Below are 15,672 nucleotides of genomic sequence, written 5' to 3'. Positions count from 1 at the left end.
CCGGATCATGGCCAGGCACGTCCCGCTGCTCATCGTGGTCGTGCTGCTGCCGTACGCCACGGGGCTGATCGGCGAGTCGGCGGGCAACCCGCTGACCGTCTGCCTGTTCGCCGGCGCGGTGGCGGCGTCCGACGGCGCGCATCCGCCGCTGGGCGGCTGGCCCGATCTGCGGGCGCTGCCCGCGGCGGATCGGCCGGGGGCCCGGCTCGCCGTGCTGGCCGCCCTGGCGCCGTACCGCGTGACCGACGGCGACGTGTCCGCGTGGCGGGCGGGTGCGGGCACGACGGCCGACGCGGGAGCGGGCGCGGACGGGGGCGACGAGGATCTGGTACGGCTGATCGCGTACGGCGCCATCCTCGCGACGGCCCGCGCCGAGAGCATCGTGACGGGAAGGGCACGGGCGGGCGCCGCACCCGGTCCCACGGAGTGACCCGTCCGGGTGGCAGGGGGCTCGGGCAGGCGAAGGGCGCCGCCGATGATCCGGCGGCGCCCCGGCCCCTCCGCGACATCCGTCCGGAGCGAGCGCGCCTCAGTCTCTCGTGCGGCTGCTCAGCGTCCTGCGCCAGTGGAACCCGCCCGGCAGGTTGACCGACAGCGTCTTGCGCCCGTCGGCGGTCTTGGTGACCCTGAACAGCCGGTTGCCCCAGCTGTGCCCGACGCCGCCACGGGACAGGTTCAGCCGCAGCGGCCCGACGTTGATCGACTTCCGGTAGCTCCAGCCCATCGCTCTCCTCCATCGGTTCGGAACGGCGATCAGCTACCCCGGAAAAGCGAGATATATCGGGTTTAGTAATGGCCGCCGTAGCGGCGACCGCCGAACGACTTGCCGAGATGGAAGCCGCCGGGCAGCCGTACCGACACGTGGCGCCGGCCGTCGGGTGTGCTCGTCACGTGGAGGCGCCGCCCGCCGAAGCTGTGGCTCACGCCGTGCCGCGACAGGTTGACCCGGAACGGCCCCACCTTGATCGACTTGCTGTAGTGCCAGCCCATGTTCCTCCTCCGCGCTCGCTCGGTGTACCGGGACAACGAGCGGCGGTCCAGGACGGTTCCGGCGCGCATTCTCAGCAGATCTTCATGAACCCGCGAGAAACCTTTGAGACAAACCGGAGAACGTGGGATTCAACGCACGAACCCCGCACCGGATGGGCTCACATGACAGCCATGAAGATCAAGCTCGGGCTGGCGGCACTCGCCGCCGCTCTCTCCCTGACGGCCTGCTCATCGGCCGGGACGACCGGACGAACGGCGTCGTCCGCCACGGCCACGACCGCCACCGCGACGACCGGCACCGGCGGCGCGCCCGCAGGGGCCAAGGTCTCGGCGAACACCGCCGACGAGTCCCAGATCGCCGCCGCCCTCACGGCCGCCGGTGTCGGCAACGCCGAGCGGTGGGCGAGGGAGGTCGTCGAGTACCGCCCGTACGCGGCCGACGACGCCGACCTGACCTCGCTGCGGCAGAACCTCGCCAAGTACAACCCCGGCGAGGACACCGTGAACAAGATCGTATCGGCGTTGACGCCATGACCCTCACCCTGCGCAAGGGCCTGCTCGGAGTGGCTGCGATCAGCGTCATGGGCGCCGCCTTCGAGCTGGCGGCCGAGCGCCACTGGCAGACGTCGCAGCAGCTCGTCCCCTGGGCCGCCCTGGCCGTGCTCGTGGTCGCCCTCGCCGTGTGCGCCCTCGGCCGCTCGCCGCGCGGGGTGGCCGTCGTCCGCGTGATCGCCGTGGCTGTCCTGCTGGCCGCGATGTTCGGCGTGTACGCGCACGTGTCCGCGAACTTCGCCTCTGGCCCGCTCGACCAGCATTACGCCGACACGTGGGACACGCTCAGCCCGCTCACCCAGTGGTGGTACGCCCTGTCGAAGACCGTGGGGCCGACGCCGCCGCTCGCCCCGGGCATGCTCGCCCAGAGCGCGCTCCTCCTCGTGCTGGCCACGTTCACCTCCCGGCCGCGAGCGGGCGTTCCGGAGGAAACGCGGACACGGGAGCCCGGCCTGAGGTGATCCGGGGCGCGTACGTGGCAGTGTGCCGGTGGGCGGCCTCGCCGGCGGCCCACCGGGAGGCACAGCCGCTCTGAGAGGAGCACGCGATGACGATCACCGCCGAGCCGGTGACGGAGCCCGTCGCCGAGCACGCCGAGGGACCGGTGTGGTGCGCCCGCTGGGGCGGCCTGCGCTGGGTGGACATGCTGGCCGGCGACCTGCTCCAGCTCGACGCGGACGGGACCGTGCGGCGCCGCCACGCCGGAAGCGTGGCGGCGGCCGTCCGGCCGCGCGCCGCCGGCGGCTACGTGGTGGCGGCCGAGCGGGAGCTCCTGCTGGCCGACGCCGACGACCTGGACGCGCCGCTGCGCTCGCTGGGGGAGGCGTGGAGCGATCCGGGCGTCCGCATGAACGACGGCGGCTGCGACCCCGACGGCCGTTTCTACATCGGCACCATGGCCTACGACGAGACACCGGGAGCCGGTGACCTGTACATCGCCGAGCCCGACGGGACGCTGCGCGTGGAGGTGCCGGGCGTGACGATCTCCAACGGGTTCGACTTCAGCCCGGACGGGTTGCTCGCCTACTACGCCGACACCCCGACCGGGCGGGTGGACGTGTTCGACTACGAGCCGGGGCGGGGGCTGTGGGAGCGGCGGCCGTTCGTGTCCGTGGACCCGGAGCGGGGTGCCCCCGACGGGCTCACGGTGGACGCCGAGGGCGGGGTGTGGGTGGCGCTGTGGGGCGGCGGCGCGGTCCACCGCTACGGTCCCGACGGGAAGCTGGAGGCGGTCGTGGCGCTGCCGGTGAGTCAGGTGACGGCGGTGACGTTCGGCGGGGAGGGGCTGGACCGGCTGTTCGTCACCAGCTCGGCCCGGGGCGTGGACCGGATGGAGCAGCCCGCGGCCGGGTCGGTGTTCACGGCCGACCCGGGCGTCCTCGGCCGCCCGGTCCTGCAGACCACCTTGTGATCTCAGGGCCGGCCGGGCTCCCACAGCCCGGACGGCGGGAAAGCGTGCCCGGGTGAAGAGCACCCGGGCACGCCGTGTCATCCGTGAGAAGGTCCCGCCGGAGGCTAGCCGACCGTGAGCGTCAGCCCGTACGCCGACAGGGCCTCGTTGACCGGCTGGTGGTAGGTCGTGCCACCGACCGAGCAGTTGCCGGACCCGCCGGAGGTCGTGCCCTGCGCCTGGCTGCCCGAGATGAACGAGCCGCCCGAGTCGCCCGGCTCGGCGCACGCGCTGGTGCGGGTGAGCCCGGTGACCGTGCCCTGCGAGTAGCGCACGGTGGCGTTGTGCTGCTGGATGGTGCCACAGCGCCAGCCGGTGGTGGAGCCGGAGCGGCAGATCGACGCGCCGACCGAGGCCTGCGTGGAGCCGCGCACGGTCACGTTGGCGCCGCCGGAGCCGCGCACGTACGGCGTCGGGGTGTTGCCGGGGGCGGCGACCCAGGCGTAGTCGTTGCCCGGGAACGAGGAGCCCTGGAAGGTGCCCGTCGGGTTGGTGGTGGTGTTGCCGGCCCGGCCGCAGTGCCCGGCGGTGACGAAGCCGGGGGTGCTGCCGCGGGTCACCGAGAAGCCGACGCTGCACCGGCTGGAGCCGATGTAGTACGGGGCGCCGCCGACGATGTTGATGAACGGCTGCGGGGTCTCGTTGCTGACCTGCACCTTGACGACGCCGGGCTCGGCGCCCGCCTTGGCGGCCAGCCGCTCGCCGGTCCGCTGGTCGGCGGCGACGACGACGACGGAGTTGGTCACCACGTCGACGTACCAGAGGTTGGCCCTGGTGCCGGTCGCGGCCCGGTCGAGCTGGTCCTTGACGGTGGTGAGCTGTGCCAGCGAGCGCGGCACCAGGACGGGCTGCGCGCCCTGCGCCTCGATGGAGGCCCGGGCCGCCGGGTCGGTGGTGGCCACCATGAGCACGGAGGCGTCCGCGTTGAGCCACGAGCCGCCGTACGTGGGGCCGAGCGAGGAGCTGAGCCGGGCCTCGGTGGCCGCGGCGCGCCGCTCGTTGGCCAGGCGCGTGATCGCCTGCTGCTCGGAGAGGCCGAGGTCCCGCTGGAGGGCGTCGACCACCTCGCGTGGAGCCTCGTCGCCGGGAGGAGTGGGGGCGGCGACCGCGGGGGTGAGGGGGGTGGCCAGGCAGGCGGCGACGATGGTGACGCCGACCAGGCCCATGCGCTTACTCCACATGTGCACTCCTTTGTGGGGGGTGCTGTCAAAGTATCGACTGGGGTGGATCCGGCTAGTCGTCAAAGGCCACCTATCACGGTGGTATGGAGGCGGGACCAGCGCGCCGTCACGGACGGCAGCCCCTCCGTGGCCGCCCGTGCGGACCCGCATGCCGATCACCGTACGGCACCCCGGTCCCGATCCCAACGATCCCGGCCGCCCCGGCGCGCCCCTCCCTGTTCGTGCCGGCTCGGGCGCCGGTCGCCCCTCTTTGGTGGGGGTTCCGGCCGACCAAGGTTCGATGCGGCGGCCGTCGTGCCCGGCCTAGCGTCGCGGCATGACGCAGCTCCCCACCCCCGCCGGCCCCGCCGGGCGGGTCCACGAGGTGGACGCGGTGCGCGGGTTCGCCCTGGCGGGCATCCTCGTGGCCAACATCGGCTTCCTCGCCGACCCCGGCCACGCCGTGTCCGGCGCCATGCCGATCACGGACGGGCCCGTCGCCTCCGCGATCGCCGCCCTCGTCCTCACCAAGTTCTACGTGATCTTCTCGTTCCTGTTCGGCTACTCCTTCACGCTCCAGATGCGCGCCGCCGAGCGCGCGGGGGCGAGCGTGCGGGCGCGCACCCTGCGCCGCTGCCTGGGGCTGTTCCTCATCGGCGTCGCGCACGGGTTCCTGCTGTGGGTCGGCGACATCCTCACCCTGTACGCGCTGCTCGGCGTGGCCCTGCTGGCCCTGCGCCGCCTGCGGCCGAGGACGGCCGTCATCACCGGGGCGGCGATCATCGGCGCGCTCACCCTGCTGTGGCTGGCGCTGGCGGCGGTGGCCGCGCTCGCCCCGGCCTCCGTCCCGCCGGAGACGTCCGACCCCGCCGAGGCCGCCCGGGTGCTGGCCATGGCCACCGGCGGGCCGCTGGACTTCCTGCGGCTGCAGCTCGGCCTGTACCCGCCGGGCGCCGGCATGGTCTGGCTGTTCCAGGGGCCGACGGCGCTGGCCATGTTCCTGTTCGGGCTGGCGGCGGGCAGGACGCGGTTGCTGGAGGGGCTCGGCGCGCGTACGCGCCTGCTGCGCCGCGTGCAGGTCGTCGGCTTCGGCGCCGGTCTGCCCGGCGGCGTCCTGTACGCCTGGAGCCTGCCCCGCGGGGGCGCCGCCGAGCTGGCGGGCACGGCCGTGAACACCCTCACCTCGCTGCTCCTGGCCGCCGCCTACGTCGCCACCCTCCTGCGGGTCGTGCGCCGCTTCCCCGCCGTGGCCCGCGTGCTGACGCCCGCCGGCCGGATGGCCGCCTCCAACTACCTCGGCCAGTCGCTGCTGATCGCCCTGGTCTTCACCGGGTACGGCCTGGCGCTCGGCGGGCGGCTGGCGCCCGTCGCGGTCATGGGGGTGGCCGTCGCCGTTCATGCCGTGCTGCTGGCGCTGAGCGCCCTCTGGCTGCGCCGCCACCGCTACGGGCCCGTCGAGTACGGCCTGCGCCGCCTGACGCACTGGTCGTCCCGTTCCTTGACCGAGCGCTCGGTTGGGGGATATATCAAGTCATAGACATATGTAGGGAACCCGATATTCAGCCGGGAGGCGGTCGTGGCCCGTACGCAGGACCAGCGGCGGGCCGAGACGCGCGCCCGGCTGATCGACGCAGCGGCCGACCTGTTCGCCCGCAAGGGCTTCCACGCCGTCTCCGCCGAGGCTGTGGCCGAGGCGGCCGACCGCACCACCGGCGCCCTCTACAACCACTTCGGCGGCAAGGAGGGTTTGCTGCTGGCCCTGCTGGAGGTGTGGAAGGACCAGACGGCCGCCGAGCTGCTGTCCGGTTTCGAGGACGTCACCGAGCTCGACGAGCGGCTGGCGGCCCTGTTCGAGGTGCTCACCCGCGACGACGGTGATCGCGGTGCGTCATGGCTCCTGCTGGAGATGGAGCTGTGGCTGCACGGCGCGCGCGATCCCGAGATCGGCGAGCCCCTCGCCCGCAGGTACGCCGGCATCCGCGCCCGGCTGGCCGAAGGGCTGGCCGACTGGGCCGACACGGCGGGGGTGCCCCTGCGGCGCTCGCCCGAGCACACGGCCACGGCCGTGCTCGGGGTGCTGATCGGCTGCGCGGTGCAGCACCGGCTCGACCCGCCGGCGGTCGGGACGCGGGCCGTCGTCGAGAGCCTGCGCGACCTGCTCGGCCTGCCCGACGGCTGACGCCACCCCGCCCTCCCGCACCCGTACGACCCGGCACACCAGAACGGATCACCAGAACGGGCCCCCGCCCTCTCCCGACTCGCGCCGAAAGGGGAGCACCCATGCGGATCAACCTGCTCGAGGACACCTGGGAACAAGCGGTGCCGCACGACCAGCTGGCCTATCTCCGCCGCAACGCCCCCGTCCACTGGCACGAGGTCCCCGACGACACCGGCTTCTGGGCCGTCACCCGCTACCACGACGTCAAGGCGATCAGCCGCGACACCCGGACCTGGTCCACCGAGATCGGCACGGCGTTCATCCGCACCCAGACGCCGGAGTTCATCGAGGTCGCCGGCCTCATGCTGCTCAACATGGACCCGCCCAAGCAGACCCGCTACCGCCGCCTGGTCAGCGCCGGCTTCACCCCGCGCACCATCGCCCGGCTCAAGGACCAGGTGCGGCGCCGCGCCGAGCGCATCGCCGACTCTGTCCTCGACAAGGGGGGCGAGGTCGAGTTCGTCACCGACGTCGCCGAGTACCTGCCGCTGCAGATGATCTGCGACCTCGTCGGCGTCCCCGAGGAGGACCACGCGAAGATCTTCGAGTGGTCCAACCGCATGGTCGGCTTCCAGGACCCCGACTTCCGCACCACCCCCGAGGACGGCGAGATCGCCGCAGCCGAGATCTTCGGCTACTGCGACGGCCTGGTCGACGAGCGGCGCAAGAACCCCCGCGACGACATCCTCACCCACCTGGTCCAGGCCGAGATCGACGGCGACCGGCTGACCAGGGAGGAGATCGACGCGTTCTTCGTGATCCTGTGCGTCGCCGGCAACGAGACCACCCGCAACCTCATCGCGCACGCCATGAACGCCCTCATCGAGCACCCCGGCAGCTACCGGGAGCTGGCCGGCCACCTGGACGACGAGAGGCTGTGGCACACCGCCACCGAGGAGTTCCTGCGCTGGGGGTCCTCCATCCACAACTTCCGGCGCACGGCCACGTGCGACACCGAGCTGCACGGCCGGCGGATCGCCGAGGGGGAGAAGGTCGTCACGTTCTACATGTCGGCCAACCACGACGAGACCGTCTTCGCCGACCCGTACACCTTCGACATCCGCCGCGACCCCAACGACCACGTGACGTTCGGCGGCGGCGGCCCGCACTTCTGCCTGGGCGCCAACCTGGCCCGGCTGCAGATCACCTGCATGATCAGGGAGCTGCTGCGCCGCTTCCCGGCGGCCGAGCACGCCGGGCCGGTCAGGCGGATGCGCTCCGACTTCATCAACGGCATCAAGCACATGCCGGTCCGCTTCACGACCGCCGCCTGACCCTTTCCGAGGTCACGCCCCGCCCGTACGGCCCGCCGCCGTGCGGGCGGGCGCCGTGCGACCGGAACGGGCGACCAGCACGCCGGCCACCACGAGCAGCGCGCCGAGCGCCAGGAACGCCAGGTCCCAGGCGAGCTGGTACGGCCCGTGCCGCACGTGGTGCACGCCCAGCACCAGGTGGTCGACCACGCCCTCGACCAGGTTGAAGGCGCCCCACCCGGCCACCACCCACCCGGTCAGCTCCCGCCCGCCCACCGGCGCGGCCCGCGCCAGCAGCGCCACCCCGGCGACGACGAGGACGAGGCAGAGCAGGTGGAACAGGCCGTCGGCCAGCATGTTCACGTGCGCGTCGGCCGGATACCAGCCGGACAGCATGTGGTGCCACTGCAGGAGCTGGTGCAGGACGATGCCGTCGATGAAGCCGCCGATGCCCAGCCCGAGCACCAGCCCTGCGGATCGTGTCGAGGCCATGCCGCCGCCGCTACCCGTGCGCGCTTCACCCATGCCAGCCGGCGGGCGGACTCCGTCAGGAGGGGGCGCCGCCGTGGTCGCGGTGGGTGAACATGTCGATCAGCGCCTGCACCGGCATGTCCGCCTCCGTGTGGTGCCGGAAGTGCCGGCCGGCGTTGATGGTGTAGTGGTTGCGCCGGCCCACCCGGACGGGGTCGAGGTACCCCGCCTCCTTGAGGTCCGTGACGATGCCCTGCGCGGTCCGCTCGGTGATCCCGATCGCCGCGGCGATCTCACGGACGCGCACCTCGGGGTTGCGCGCGATCTCCAGCAGCACGCGTGCGTGGTTGGTGAGGAAGGTCCAACGAGACTGACCGCCGTCGAGCTTGGCCATGAGAACTCACTCCGTGGATCCGGGCGGAGTACCGGACCCGGCTGGACTGTCAGAGAAGATTTTATAGCGAAAAAACTTTCCTGTATTCTCGTACACGCTTACCCTTGGGGTCTACAAGAACCGCCGTGGCGACCGGCGACTCAGGCGAGAGAGGCAAACCGGACTCTGATGACAGGGGGTGACGACGTGCTCAAAGATGACACTCCGCGCTCCAGTGGTGAGACTCCGGTGACCGAACGGGTGCTGTACGCCGACGGGCTGCTGAGCGTCACCGCCGGTGCGGCGCCCGGCTACCCGGTCGTCACGCTCGCCGGTGAGGTCGACTGCACCAACAGCCCCACGCTGGCGCGCGTGCTGCGTGAGGCCGGCCGGGTCGGCGGCCGGCTGGTGATCGACCTGACCAGGCTGTCCTTCATCGACGTCTCCGGCGCGCGTGTCCTGTTCGGCCTCGTCCGCGAGGGCTCGGCTACGGTGAGTGAGGTTCCCGCGCAGATGCGCCGCCTGCTGGCCATGCTCCACCTGACCATCTGACGGATCCCCCGGCGCGAGGTATCGATGACATCCCTGACCCTCATCTCCCAGCGACTGCGGGGGGCGAGCGTGATCGACGTCCGCGGCGAGGTGGACGCCACGACCGCCGGCCAGTTCGAGGACTTCATCCGCGGGGCGTGCCCCGCCCCGGGGGAGCGGCTGGTGCTGGATCTGAGGGGGATGCCCTTCATGGCCAGCTCCGGGCTGCGCGTGCTCATCAGCGCCGACGCCTTCGTCCGCGGCACCGGCGGCAGTCTCCACCTGGCCGGGATGCGTCCCTTGCCCGCCCGCCTGCTGGAGATCACCGGCGCGGCCGAGGCGCTGCGGATCCACGAGACGGTCGATCACGCGCTCACCGCGCCCGTGGACGAGCAGGAGTCGCCACTCGACCCGGACCTGGTGGACGGCTCGGCGCCCGCCTGACCGCTCGCTCCGCCCATCCAGGCGAGAAGGCGTCAGAGCCCACCAAATCTCCCAGTCACAACATTTACCGCGACAAGAGCCGTGAAGGCTTCCATGTCATTACTGTCGGTACATGATGCGCTCCGTACAGCCATGTGCGGAGTGTGGCTGAAGGACGTTTTCGGGGGGATTCGCCATGACCTATCAAACGCGGCACCACGTCACCGGGTGGGTGGGCTGGGTGTGGTTCGCGGCCATCATGATCCTCATGTCGGGCCTGTTCAACGTGATCTCCGGCCTGTACGCCATCGTCAACGGCGACTTCTACGTGGCGACGGCCCGGCGCCTGCTGCTGTTCAACCTCACGGGGTGGGGATGGGTGCATCTCGTGCTCGGGATCCTGCTGGTCGTGGTCGGCGCCACGCTCCTGGCGGGCCAGACGTGGGCGCGCGTCGTCGCGGTCGTCCTCGTCATGCTCAACGCGGTCACCCAGCTCATCTGGATCGCCGTCAACCCCTGGTGGTCGCTCGTCGTCATCACGGTGGACCTCGTCGTCCTCTACGCGCTCACCGTCCACGGCCGTGAGGCCAAAGAGGTGGTCGAAGGCTGAGAGCGCGCCCGGCGTGCGGCCTTCGCCTCCCTGACGCCGCGCGCCGGACCGTCCCCGGCGTCCCCCCGCCCCGCTCCGGGGTGGGGCAAAGCCATCTAAACCCGACCTATACCCTCGACTGGGTTGATCCAGGTCGAATCGGTCGGGGGAGTGGCGTGCCACTGGAACAGGTGCTGGTGTTGCTGGCGGCAGCGGCGGGCGCCGGCTGGGTGGACGCCGTCGTCGGCGGCGGCGGGCTGCTGCAACTCCCGGCGCTCATGGTGGCCGGTGTTCCGCCGGTGCAGGCCATGGCCACCAACAAGCTCTCCTCCGTGTTCGGCACCGCCTCGGCCGCCGTGGCCTACGCCCGCACCACCAAGTTCGACCGTGAGGTGGCGCTGCCCGGAGCCGGGATCGCCGTGCTCAGCGCAGGTCTCGGCGCCTCCGCCGCGGCGGCGATCTCCGCCGAGGTGCTGCGGCCGCTCGTCATGGTCGTCCTGCTGGGCGTGGCCGCCTTCGTGACGTTACGGCCCGCGCTCGGCTCCGTGCCCCAGCCGCACCTGCGCACCCGGGGCCGGATCGTGGCCGCCGTGACCGTCGCCGGCGTCGGGATCGCCTTCTACGACGGCATCATGGGCCCGGGCACCGGCACGTTCCTCATCATCGCGTTCACCACGATCCTCGGCCTCGACTTCGTCTCCGCCTCCGCCTCCGCCAAGATCATCAACACGGGGACGAACCTCGGTGCGCTGTTCGTCTTCGCCTGGCAGGGGCACCTGCTGTGGGGCCTGGGGCTCGGCATGGCGCTGTTCAACATCGCCGGCGCGCAGGTCGGCGCCCGCATGGCGCTGCGGAACGGTGCGGGCTTCGTGCGGATCGTGCTCCTGGTCGTCGTCGCGGCCATGGTGCTCCGGCTCGGCTGGCAGCAGTTCGCCTGACGCCGCCGCGGGGGGCTCGTCCGGCGGACCGTCCCTAGACTGGCGGCATGCGCGCCAGCCGCCTCCTGTCCCTCCTCCTGCTCCTGCAGACGCGCGGGCGCATGACCGCCACCGAGCTGGCCGACGAGCTGGAGGTGTCGGTCCGCACCGTCTACCGCGACGTCGAGGCGCTGTCCGCCGCCGGCGTGCCGGTCTACGCCGACCGCGGACCGGCCGGCGGCTACCAGCTCCTCGACGGCTACCGCACCCGCCTGAACGGCCTGACCGCCGAGGAGGCGTCCTCGCTGTTCCTCGCGGGCCTGCCCGGCCCGGCCGCCGAGCTGGGCCTGGCCGAGGTGGCGGCCAACGCGGAGCTGAAGCTGCTGGCCGCGCTGCCGCCCGAGCCCCGCTCGTACGCCTCCCGCATGCGCGAGCGCTTCCTGCTCGACGTGCCCGGCTGGTACCGGGGACCGGACGAGGCGCCCCACCTGAGCGGGGTGGCCGAGGCGGTGTGGGAACTGCGGCCGATCCGGATGACCTACCGGCGGTGGGGCAACGAGGAGGTCGAGCGCGTCGTCCACCCGTACGGGCTGGTCCTGAAGGGCGGCTCCTGGTACCTGGTGGCCGCGCCGCCCGGCGGCACGCCGCGCACGTACCGCGTCTCGCGCGTCCTGACGCTGGAGACTCTGCCCGGCCGCTTCGAGCGGCCCGAGGGCTTCGACCTGACCGAGTTCTGGCACGCGTACGCCAAGGAGTTCCGCGAGCGCATGTACACCGCCGAGGCCCGCATCAGGGTGGCGCCCGGCACCGAGAGCCTGCTCGCCTACACCCTGGGCGGCGACGCCGTGGCCGCCGCCATGGAGGAGGGCGGCCCGCCCGAGGCCGACGGCTGGCGCACGATGACCGTCCCCGTCGAGTCGATCCGGCACGCGTGCTGGCTGCTGCTGCGCATGGGCGCCGCCGTCGAGGTGCTGGGGCCGCCGGAGCTGCGCGAGCTCATGGCGGAGGCGGTCGCCGAGCTGGCGAAGATGTACGGCTGACCCGGGATCGGTCCCGCTCCCGTTCGTCTACCGTTGGGGCATGACGAACGACCTGGCTACCCTCATGCGGCAGGCGCAGGACGACGACCCGCTGCTGGCGCTGCGGGCCACCACGGCGCTGCGCCACGAGATCGAGCGCATGGAGGCGGTCCAGGTGCGCAGAGCCAGGGTCGCCGGTCTCCCGTGGGCGCAGATCGCCGACGCGATCGGCGTGAGCAAGCAGGCGGTGCACAAGAAGTACGGGCGCGGCTGACCCCGGCCGCCGCACGCGAGGCGCGCATACGGGCGGGCGGTGAGCTGCCCGGGTTGACCTGGAGCCGACTCCAGGGACTAGCGTGCGACGTGGCCCGGCCGCTCCACGAGCGGCCGATGAACCCTTCCGACCGCACAGGGGGCACGTCCATGCGTTACCGCGTTCTCGGGGGCACCGGCATCGAGGTGAGCGTCCACTGCCTCGGCGCCATGATGTTCGGCGCCGCCGGCAACCCCGACCACGACGACTGCGTCCGCATCGTGCACGCCGCGCTCGACCGTGGCGTGAACTTCGTCGACACCGCCGACATGTACTCGGCGGGCGAGTCCGAGGAGATCGTCGGCAAGGCGCTGAAGGGCCGCCGCGACGACGTGGTGCTGGCGACCAAGGTGTACTTCCCGATGGGGGAGGGCCCGAACCGCGGGGGCGCCTCGCGCCGCTGGATCGTCCAGGAGGTCGAGAACAGCCTGCGCCGCCTGGGCACCGACTGGATCGACCTCTACCAGGTCCACCGGTTCGACCACCGGACGGACCTGGAGGAGACGCTGTGGGCGCTGACCGACCTGGTGCGGGAGGGCAAGATCCGCGCGTTCGGCTGCTCGACGTTCCCGGCCGAGGAGATCGTCGAGTCCCACCACGTCGCCGAGCGGCGCGGCCTCATGCGGTTCAGGACCGAGCAGCCGCCGTACTCGCTGGTGCGCCGGGGCGTGGAGACGTCGGTGCTGCCGCTCTGCCAGAAGTACGGCATGGGCGTGCTGACCTGGTCGCCGCTGGCCTCGGGCTTCCTGACCGGCAGGTACCGCAAGGGCCGGCCGGTGGACCTGTCCACGGGCCGGGCCGCTCGCACGCCGGCCCGGTTCGACCCGTCGCTCCCGGGCAACGCGGCCAAGTACGACGCCGTCGAGGAGCTGACGGCCGTGGCCGAGAGCATCGGCTGCTCGCTGCCGGAGCTGGCGGTGGCCTTCCCGGTGGCGCATCCGGGCGTCACCTCGGTGATCATCGGCCCGCGGACGATGGAGCAGCTGGAGTCGCTGCTCAAGGGGGCGTCGCTGACCCTGGACGACGAGACGCTGGACCGGATCGACGCGATCGTGCCGCCCGGCACGGACCTCTACCAGGCGGACGGGGTGTGGCGGCCGCGGGCGCTGACGGACACCGGTCTGCGCCGCCGCCCGGTCGCCGACCGCGCCGCCGCCGCCGAGTAGCCGCTCCAGGAACGGCTCCAGGAATGGCTCCACGGGCCGGACGGGGGCACGGGCGGGGTGGGGGCCGGACTGCCGGCGCGGATTCTGTCGGTGGGGTCGTGCATGATGGCCGGCATGGCTTCATGGCTGGAGTTCGAGGGGCAGGCGCCCGAGCTGGCGAAGGTCGCGCGGGCGCTGATGGAGAAGTACCGGCACAAGGTGCTGGCGACGCTGCGCAGGGACGGCTCGCCGCGGGTCAGCGGCACCGAGACCGACTTCCGCGACGGTGAGCTGTGGCTGGGGTCGATGGCGGGGGCGGTCAAGGCGCTCGACCTGCGGCGCGACCCGCGCCTGGCCATCCACACGACCTCACCCGCCCCCGAGCCCCCCACGGCTGAGTCCTCCACGGGGGAGGAGTCCGCACCCGAGTGGGAGGGGGACGTGAAGCTGGCGGGCAGGGCCGTGGAGATCATCGACGAGAAGGTGGTGGCGGCGTTCGAGCTGCCGGGCACCGGCTCCCACCTGTTCCGCGTCGAGCTGACGGAGGTGGCGTGGACCCGGGTCGAGGGCGACGAGGTGGTGATCGACGCCTGGCATGAGGGACGGGGCGTGCGGCGGTTCCGCCGCAAGTGATCCCCGGCGAGGGGCCCGGCCGATCCTCGGGCGACGGGGCCCGGCCGATGCTCGGCGATGGGGTCTGGCCGATGCTTGGCGACGGGGCCTGGCCGATGTCCGCTCAGGGTGCCCGGCCGATCAGGTCCATGAGCGGTCCAGGAAGGCCGCGATGAGCGGGGCGATCTCCGGCAGGTTCTCCTCCAGGGCGAAGTGCCCGGTGTCGAACACGTGCAGCTCCGCGCCGGGCAGGTCGCGCAGGTAGGCGTGGGCGCCGGGCTCGGGGAAGAACGGGTCGTTGCGGCCCCAGACGATGAGCGCGGGGGGCGTGTGCTCGCGCAGCCACGCCTGCCAGGCCGGGTAGCGCTCCACGTTGGAGTGGTAGTCGAAGGCCAGCGCCACCTGTGCCTCCTTGCGTCCGGGCAGGTCGAGGAAGTGCTGGTCGAGGGTCCAGCCGTCGGGGGAGAGCAGCTCGGGGTCGCCGACGCCCGTCTCGTACTGGCCGCGTGTCCCCTCCAGGGTGAGCAGGCCGCGTACGGTCTCCTCGTCGCCCTCGACGTCCGGCCGCAGCGCCACGAAGGCGCGGGCGCCCTGCGACAGGCCCTCCTCGTAGGCGTTGCCGTTCTGCACGACCAGCCCGGCGATCCACTCGGGGTGGCGTTCGGCCAGGCGGAAGCCGACCGGAGCGCCGAAGTCGAAGACGTACATGACGAACCGCGACAACCCGAGCTCGCGCACGAACCCCTCGGTGATGTCGGCCAGCCGGTCGAAGCTGTGGACGAAGCCCTCGGGGGCGCGGGTGTGCCCGAAACCGGGGTAGTCGGGCGCGATCAGCCGGTAGCGGCCGCCCAGGACGTCGATCAGCCGCCGGAACTGGTGCGACGCGGACGGGAACCCGTGCAGCAACAGCAGCACCGGCGCGTCGGGCCGCTCGGGGAGCGACTCCCGGTAGAAGACCTCCACGCCGTCCACGTCGATACGGCGGTGGACGACTCGGGTGACCACGGGAAACGTCATTTCACATGTCTCCTCAGCAGGATGATGCATTAGTTGTAGCGGAGCATGAGCTAATGCGTCAATCTGAGGATGTACCATTAGTGACATGAGCGATGTGGTGCCCCTGACGGGTGAGCCGCTGGCCCTGGACCTCGTGAACACCCGCCCGCGCCTGGCCGATGGCCCCGCCGACCTGCTGGCGACCCCGGACGCCCTCGCCGCCTGGCTGGCCCTGCAGTCCGACCGGCTCGCCGGCTCAGGGCTCCAGGACGCGCCCGCCCCGGCCGCCGGGGCATGGGAGCGGCTCACCCCCGGCGACGTGGCGGCCGTTCACGCCGTACGGGAGCACGTGGCGGCCGCGATCGACCACGTCCGCCGGGGCGGGCGGCCACCCGCCGCCGCCCTGGAGGGGCTCAACGCGGCGCAGCGCGCCGCGCCCGCGATCCGTGAGCTGACCTGGGACGGCACGTCGGTCACGGCGGCCCGCCGGCGCACCGGCCCGCCCGGCGGCCCCCCGGCGGCGTGGCTCGCGGAGGCCGCCGCCCACCTGCTGGCGGGCCCCGCGGCCGGGGGGGCCCGCGCGGGGGGGGGCGGCGGACTCGTTCTGCCTTTTCTTCCCCCCCACCCCCCCCCCCCGGGGCGTTTCCCCCCCCCCCCGGG

Annotated in this window: 21 protein-coding genes and 1 pseudogene; 16 read left to right on the top strand and 6 right to left on the bottom strand. The window is 72.6% G+C overall.

Going from position 1 to position 15,672, the window contains the following annotated elements:
* Positions 1-430 (top strand): annotated as a pseudogene (locus MTP10_RS41430) (hypothetical protein); the annotation flags it as partial.
* A 99-nt stretch (positions 431-529) separates the two neighbouring features.
* On the opposite strand, the gene MTP10_RS41425 reads toward MTP10_RS41430, so the two are convergent.
* Together MTP10_RS41425 and MTP10_RS41420 are read right to left on the bottom strand one after the other, a co-directional pair.
* A complete protein-coding gene (locus MTP10_RS41425) occupies positions 530-724 on the bottom strand; it encodes a DUF4236 domain-containing protein (RefSeq protein ID WP_310717389.1) in 195 nt (64 codons plus the stop codon).
* A 62-nt stretch (positions 725-786) separates the two neighbouring features.
* On the bottom strand, positions 787-990 hold the full coding sequence (locus MTP10_RS41420; RefSeq protein WP_310717388.1) for a DUF4236 domain-containing protein: 204 nt from the start codon (positions 988-990) through the stop codon (positions 787-789).
* A gap of 171 nt (positions 991-1,161) precedes the next feature.
* Here MTP10_RS41420 and MTP10_RS41415 point away from each other — a divergent pair, with 171 nt between their 5' ends.
* The 3 genes from MTP10_RS41415 to MTP10_RS41405 all read left to right on the top strand — a co-directional run bounded on the left by MTP10_RS41415 (position 1,162) and on the right by MTP10_RS41405 (position 2,953).
* Complete coding sequence (locus MTP10_RS41415) at positions 1,162-1,524, top strand: hypothetical protein (protein ID WP_310717387.1); 363 nt, start codon at positions 1,162-1,164, stop codon at positions 1,522-1,524.
* The gene (locus tag MTP10_RS41410; RefSeq protein ID WP_310717386.1) at positions 1,521-2,003 is read left to right on the top strand and encodes a hypothetical protein; all 483 of its coding nucleotides are present in this window, start codon (positions 1,521-1,523) and stop codon (positions 2,001-2,003) included. Before MTP10_RS41415 ends, MTP10_RS41410 begins: the two co-directional genes overlap by 4 nt.
* 86 nt (positions 2,004-2,089) lie before the next feature.
* Positions 2,090-2,953, top strand: coding sequence for an SMP-30/gluconolactonase/LRE family protein (locus MTP10_RS41405; protein WP_310717385.1), 864 nt, complete (start codon positions 2,090-2,092; stop codon positions 2,951-2,953).
* Positions 2,954-3,057: 104 nt separating this feature from the next.
* Here MTP10_RS41405 and MTP10_RS41400 read toward each other — a convergent pair whose 3' ends face one another.
* Positions 3,058-4,173, bottom strand: a complete 1,116-nt coding sequence (locus tag MTP10_RS41400) for a S1 family peptidase (protein ID WP_310717384.1) — start codon at positions 4,171-4,173, stop codon at positions 3,058-3,060.
* Between the two features lie 316 nt (positions 4,174-4,489).
* Between MTP10_RS41400 and MTP10_RS41395 the strand changes: the two genes are divergently transcribed.
* The 3 genes from MTP10_RS41395 to MTP10_RS41385 all read left to right on the top strand — a co-directional run bounded on the left by MTP10_RS41395 (position 4,490) and on the right by MTP10_RS41385 (position 7,644).
* Positions 4,490-5,689 (top strand): DUF418 domain-containing protein, encoded by a 1,200-nt coding sequence (locus MTP10_RS41395; protein ID WP_310717383.1) that lies wholly within the window; start codon positions 4,490-4,492, stop codon positions 5,687-5,689.
* A 39-nt stretch (positions 5,690-5,728) separates the two neighbouring features.
* Entirely contained in the window at positions 5,729-6,331 is a 603-nt protein-coding gene (locus tag MTP10_RS41390) for a TetR/AcrR family transcriptional regulator (protein WP_310717382.1), read from the top strand.
* A 101-nt stretch (positions 6,332-6,432) separates the two neighbouring features.
* Complete coding sequence (locus tag MTP10_RS41385) at positions 6,433-7,644, top strand: cytochrome P450 (RefSeq protein ID WP_310717381.1); 1,212 nt, start codon at positions 6,433-6,435, stop codon at positions 7,642-7,644.
* A 12-nt stretch (positions 7,645-7,656) separates the two neighbouring features.
* Here MTP10_RS41385 and MTP10_RS41380 read toward each other — a convergent pair whose 3' ends face one another.
* Both MTP10_RS41380 and MTP10_RS41375 read right to left on the bottom strand, forming a co-directional pair.
* The gene (locus MTP10_RS41380; RefSeq protein WP_310717380.1) at positions 7,657-8,115 is read right to left on the bottom strand and encodes a DUF2243 domain-containing protein; all 459 of its coding nucleotides are present in this window, start codon (positions 8,113-8,115) and stop codon (positions 7,657-7,659) included.
* A gap of 55 nt (positions 8,116-8,170) precedes the next feature.
* A complete protein-coding gene (locus MTP10_RS41375) occupies positions 8,171-8,488 on the bottom strand; it encodes a winged helix-turn-helix domain-containing protein (protein WP_310717379.1) in 318 nt (105 codons plus the stop codon).
* Between the two features lie 186 nt (positions 8,489-8,674).
* Here MTP10_RS41375 and MTP10_RS41370 point away from each other — a divergent pair, with 186 nt between their 5' ends.
* The 8 genes from MTP10_RS41370 (at position 8,675) to MTP10_RS41335 (ending at position 14,037) form a co-directional block, all read left to right on the top strand.
* Complete coding sequence (locus MTP10_RS41370) at positions 8,675-9,019, top strand: STAS domain-containing protein (RefSeq protein ID WP_310717378.1); 345 nt, start codon at positions 8,675-8,677, stop codon at positions 9,017-9,019.
* Between the two features lie 24 nt (positions 9,020-9,043).
* The gene (locus MTP10_RS41365; protein ID WP_310717377.1) at positions 9,044-9,442 is read left to right on the top strand and encodes an STAS domain-containing protein; all 399 of its coding nucleotides are present in this window, start codon (positions 9,044-9,046) and stop codon (positions 9,440-9,442) included.
* Positions 9,443-9,617: 175 nt separating this feature from the next.
* Positions 9,618-10,031, top strand: a complete 414-nt coding sequence (locus MTP10_RS41360; protein ID WP_310717376.1) for a hypothetical protein — start codon at positions 9,618-9,620, stop codon at positions 10,029-10,031.
* Positions 10,032-10,186: 155 nt separating this feature from the next.
* Positions 10,187-10,948 carry a TSUP family transporter gene (locus MTP10_RS41355; protein ID WP_310717375.1) on the top strand — a complete coding sequence of 254 codons (762 nt, stop codon included), beginning with the start codon at positions 10,187-10,189 and terminating at the stop codon, positions 10,946-10,948.
* 47 nt (positions 10,949-10,995) lie between these two features.
* Positions 10,996-11,967 carry a YafY family protein gene (locus MTP10_RS41350; RefSeq protein WP_310717374.1) on the top strand — a complete coding sequence of 324 codons (972 nt, stop codon included), beginning with the start codon at positions 10,996-10,998 and terminating at the stop codon, positions 11,965-11,967.
* Between the two features lie 40 nt (positions 11,968-12,007).
* Positions 12,008-12,220, top strand: coding sequence for a hypothetical protein (locus MTP10_RS41345; RefSeq protein ID WP_310717373.1), 213 nt, complete (start codon positions 12,008-12,010; stop codon positions 12,218-12,220).
* Positions 12,221-12,369: 149 nt separating this feature from the next.
* Positions 12,370-13,425: an aldo/keto reductase gene (locus MTP10_RS41340; protein WP_310717372.1), complete on the top strand. Its 1,056-nt coding sequence runs from the start codon at positions 12,370-12,372 to the stop codon at positions 13,423-13,425.
* 114 nt (positions 13,426-13,539) lie between these two features.
* Positions 13,540-14,037 carry a pyridoxamine 5'-phosphate oxidase family protein gene (locus MTP10_RS41335; protein WP_310717371.1) on the top strand — a complete coding sequence of 166 codons (498 nt, stop codon included), beginning with the start codon at positions 13,540-13,542 and terminating at the stop codon, positions 14,035-14,037.
* Positions 14,038-14,157: 120 nt separating this feature from the next.
* Here the strand turns inward: MTP10_RS41335 and MTP10_RS41330 are convergent, their stop codons facing one another.
* On the bottom strand, positions 14,158-15,033 hold the full coding sequence (locus tag MTP10_RS41330; protein WP_310717370.1) for an alpha/beta hydrolase: 876 nt from the start codon (positions 15,031-15,033) through the stop codon (positions 14,158-14,160).
* A gap of 85 nt (positions 15,034-15,118) precedes the next feature.
* Between MTP10_RS41330 and MTP10_RS41325 the strand changes: the two genes are divergently transcribed.
* Positions 15,119-15,672, top strand: a 554-nt coding sequence (locus tag MTP10_RS41325) for an ABATE domain-containing protein (protein ID WP_310717369.1), incomplete at its 3' end; no start/stop codon positions are given.

Source organism: Nonomuraea sp. 3-1Str, assembly GCF_031570565.1.
Taxonomy (GTDB): domain Bacteria; phylum Actinomycetota; class Actinomycetes; order Streptosporangiales; family Streptosporangiaceae; genus Nonomuraea.
The sequence above is the reverse complement of the archived record's forward strand: the minus strand, read 5'-3'. Positions and strand labels throughout refer to the sequence as shown.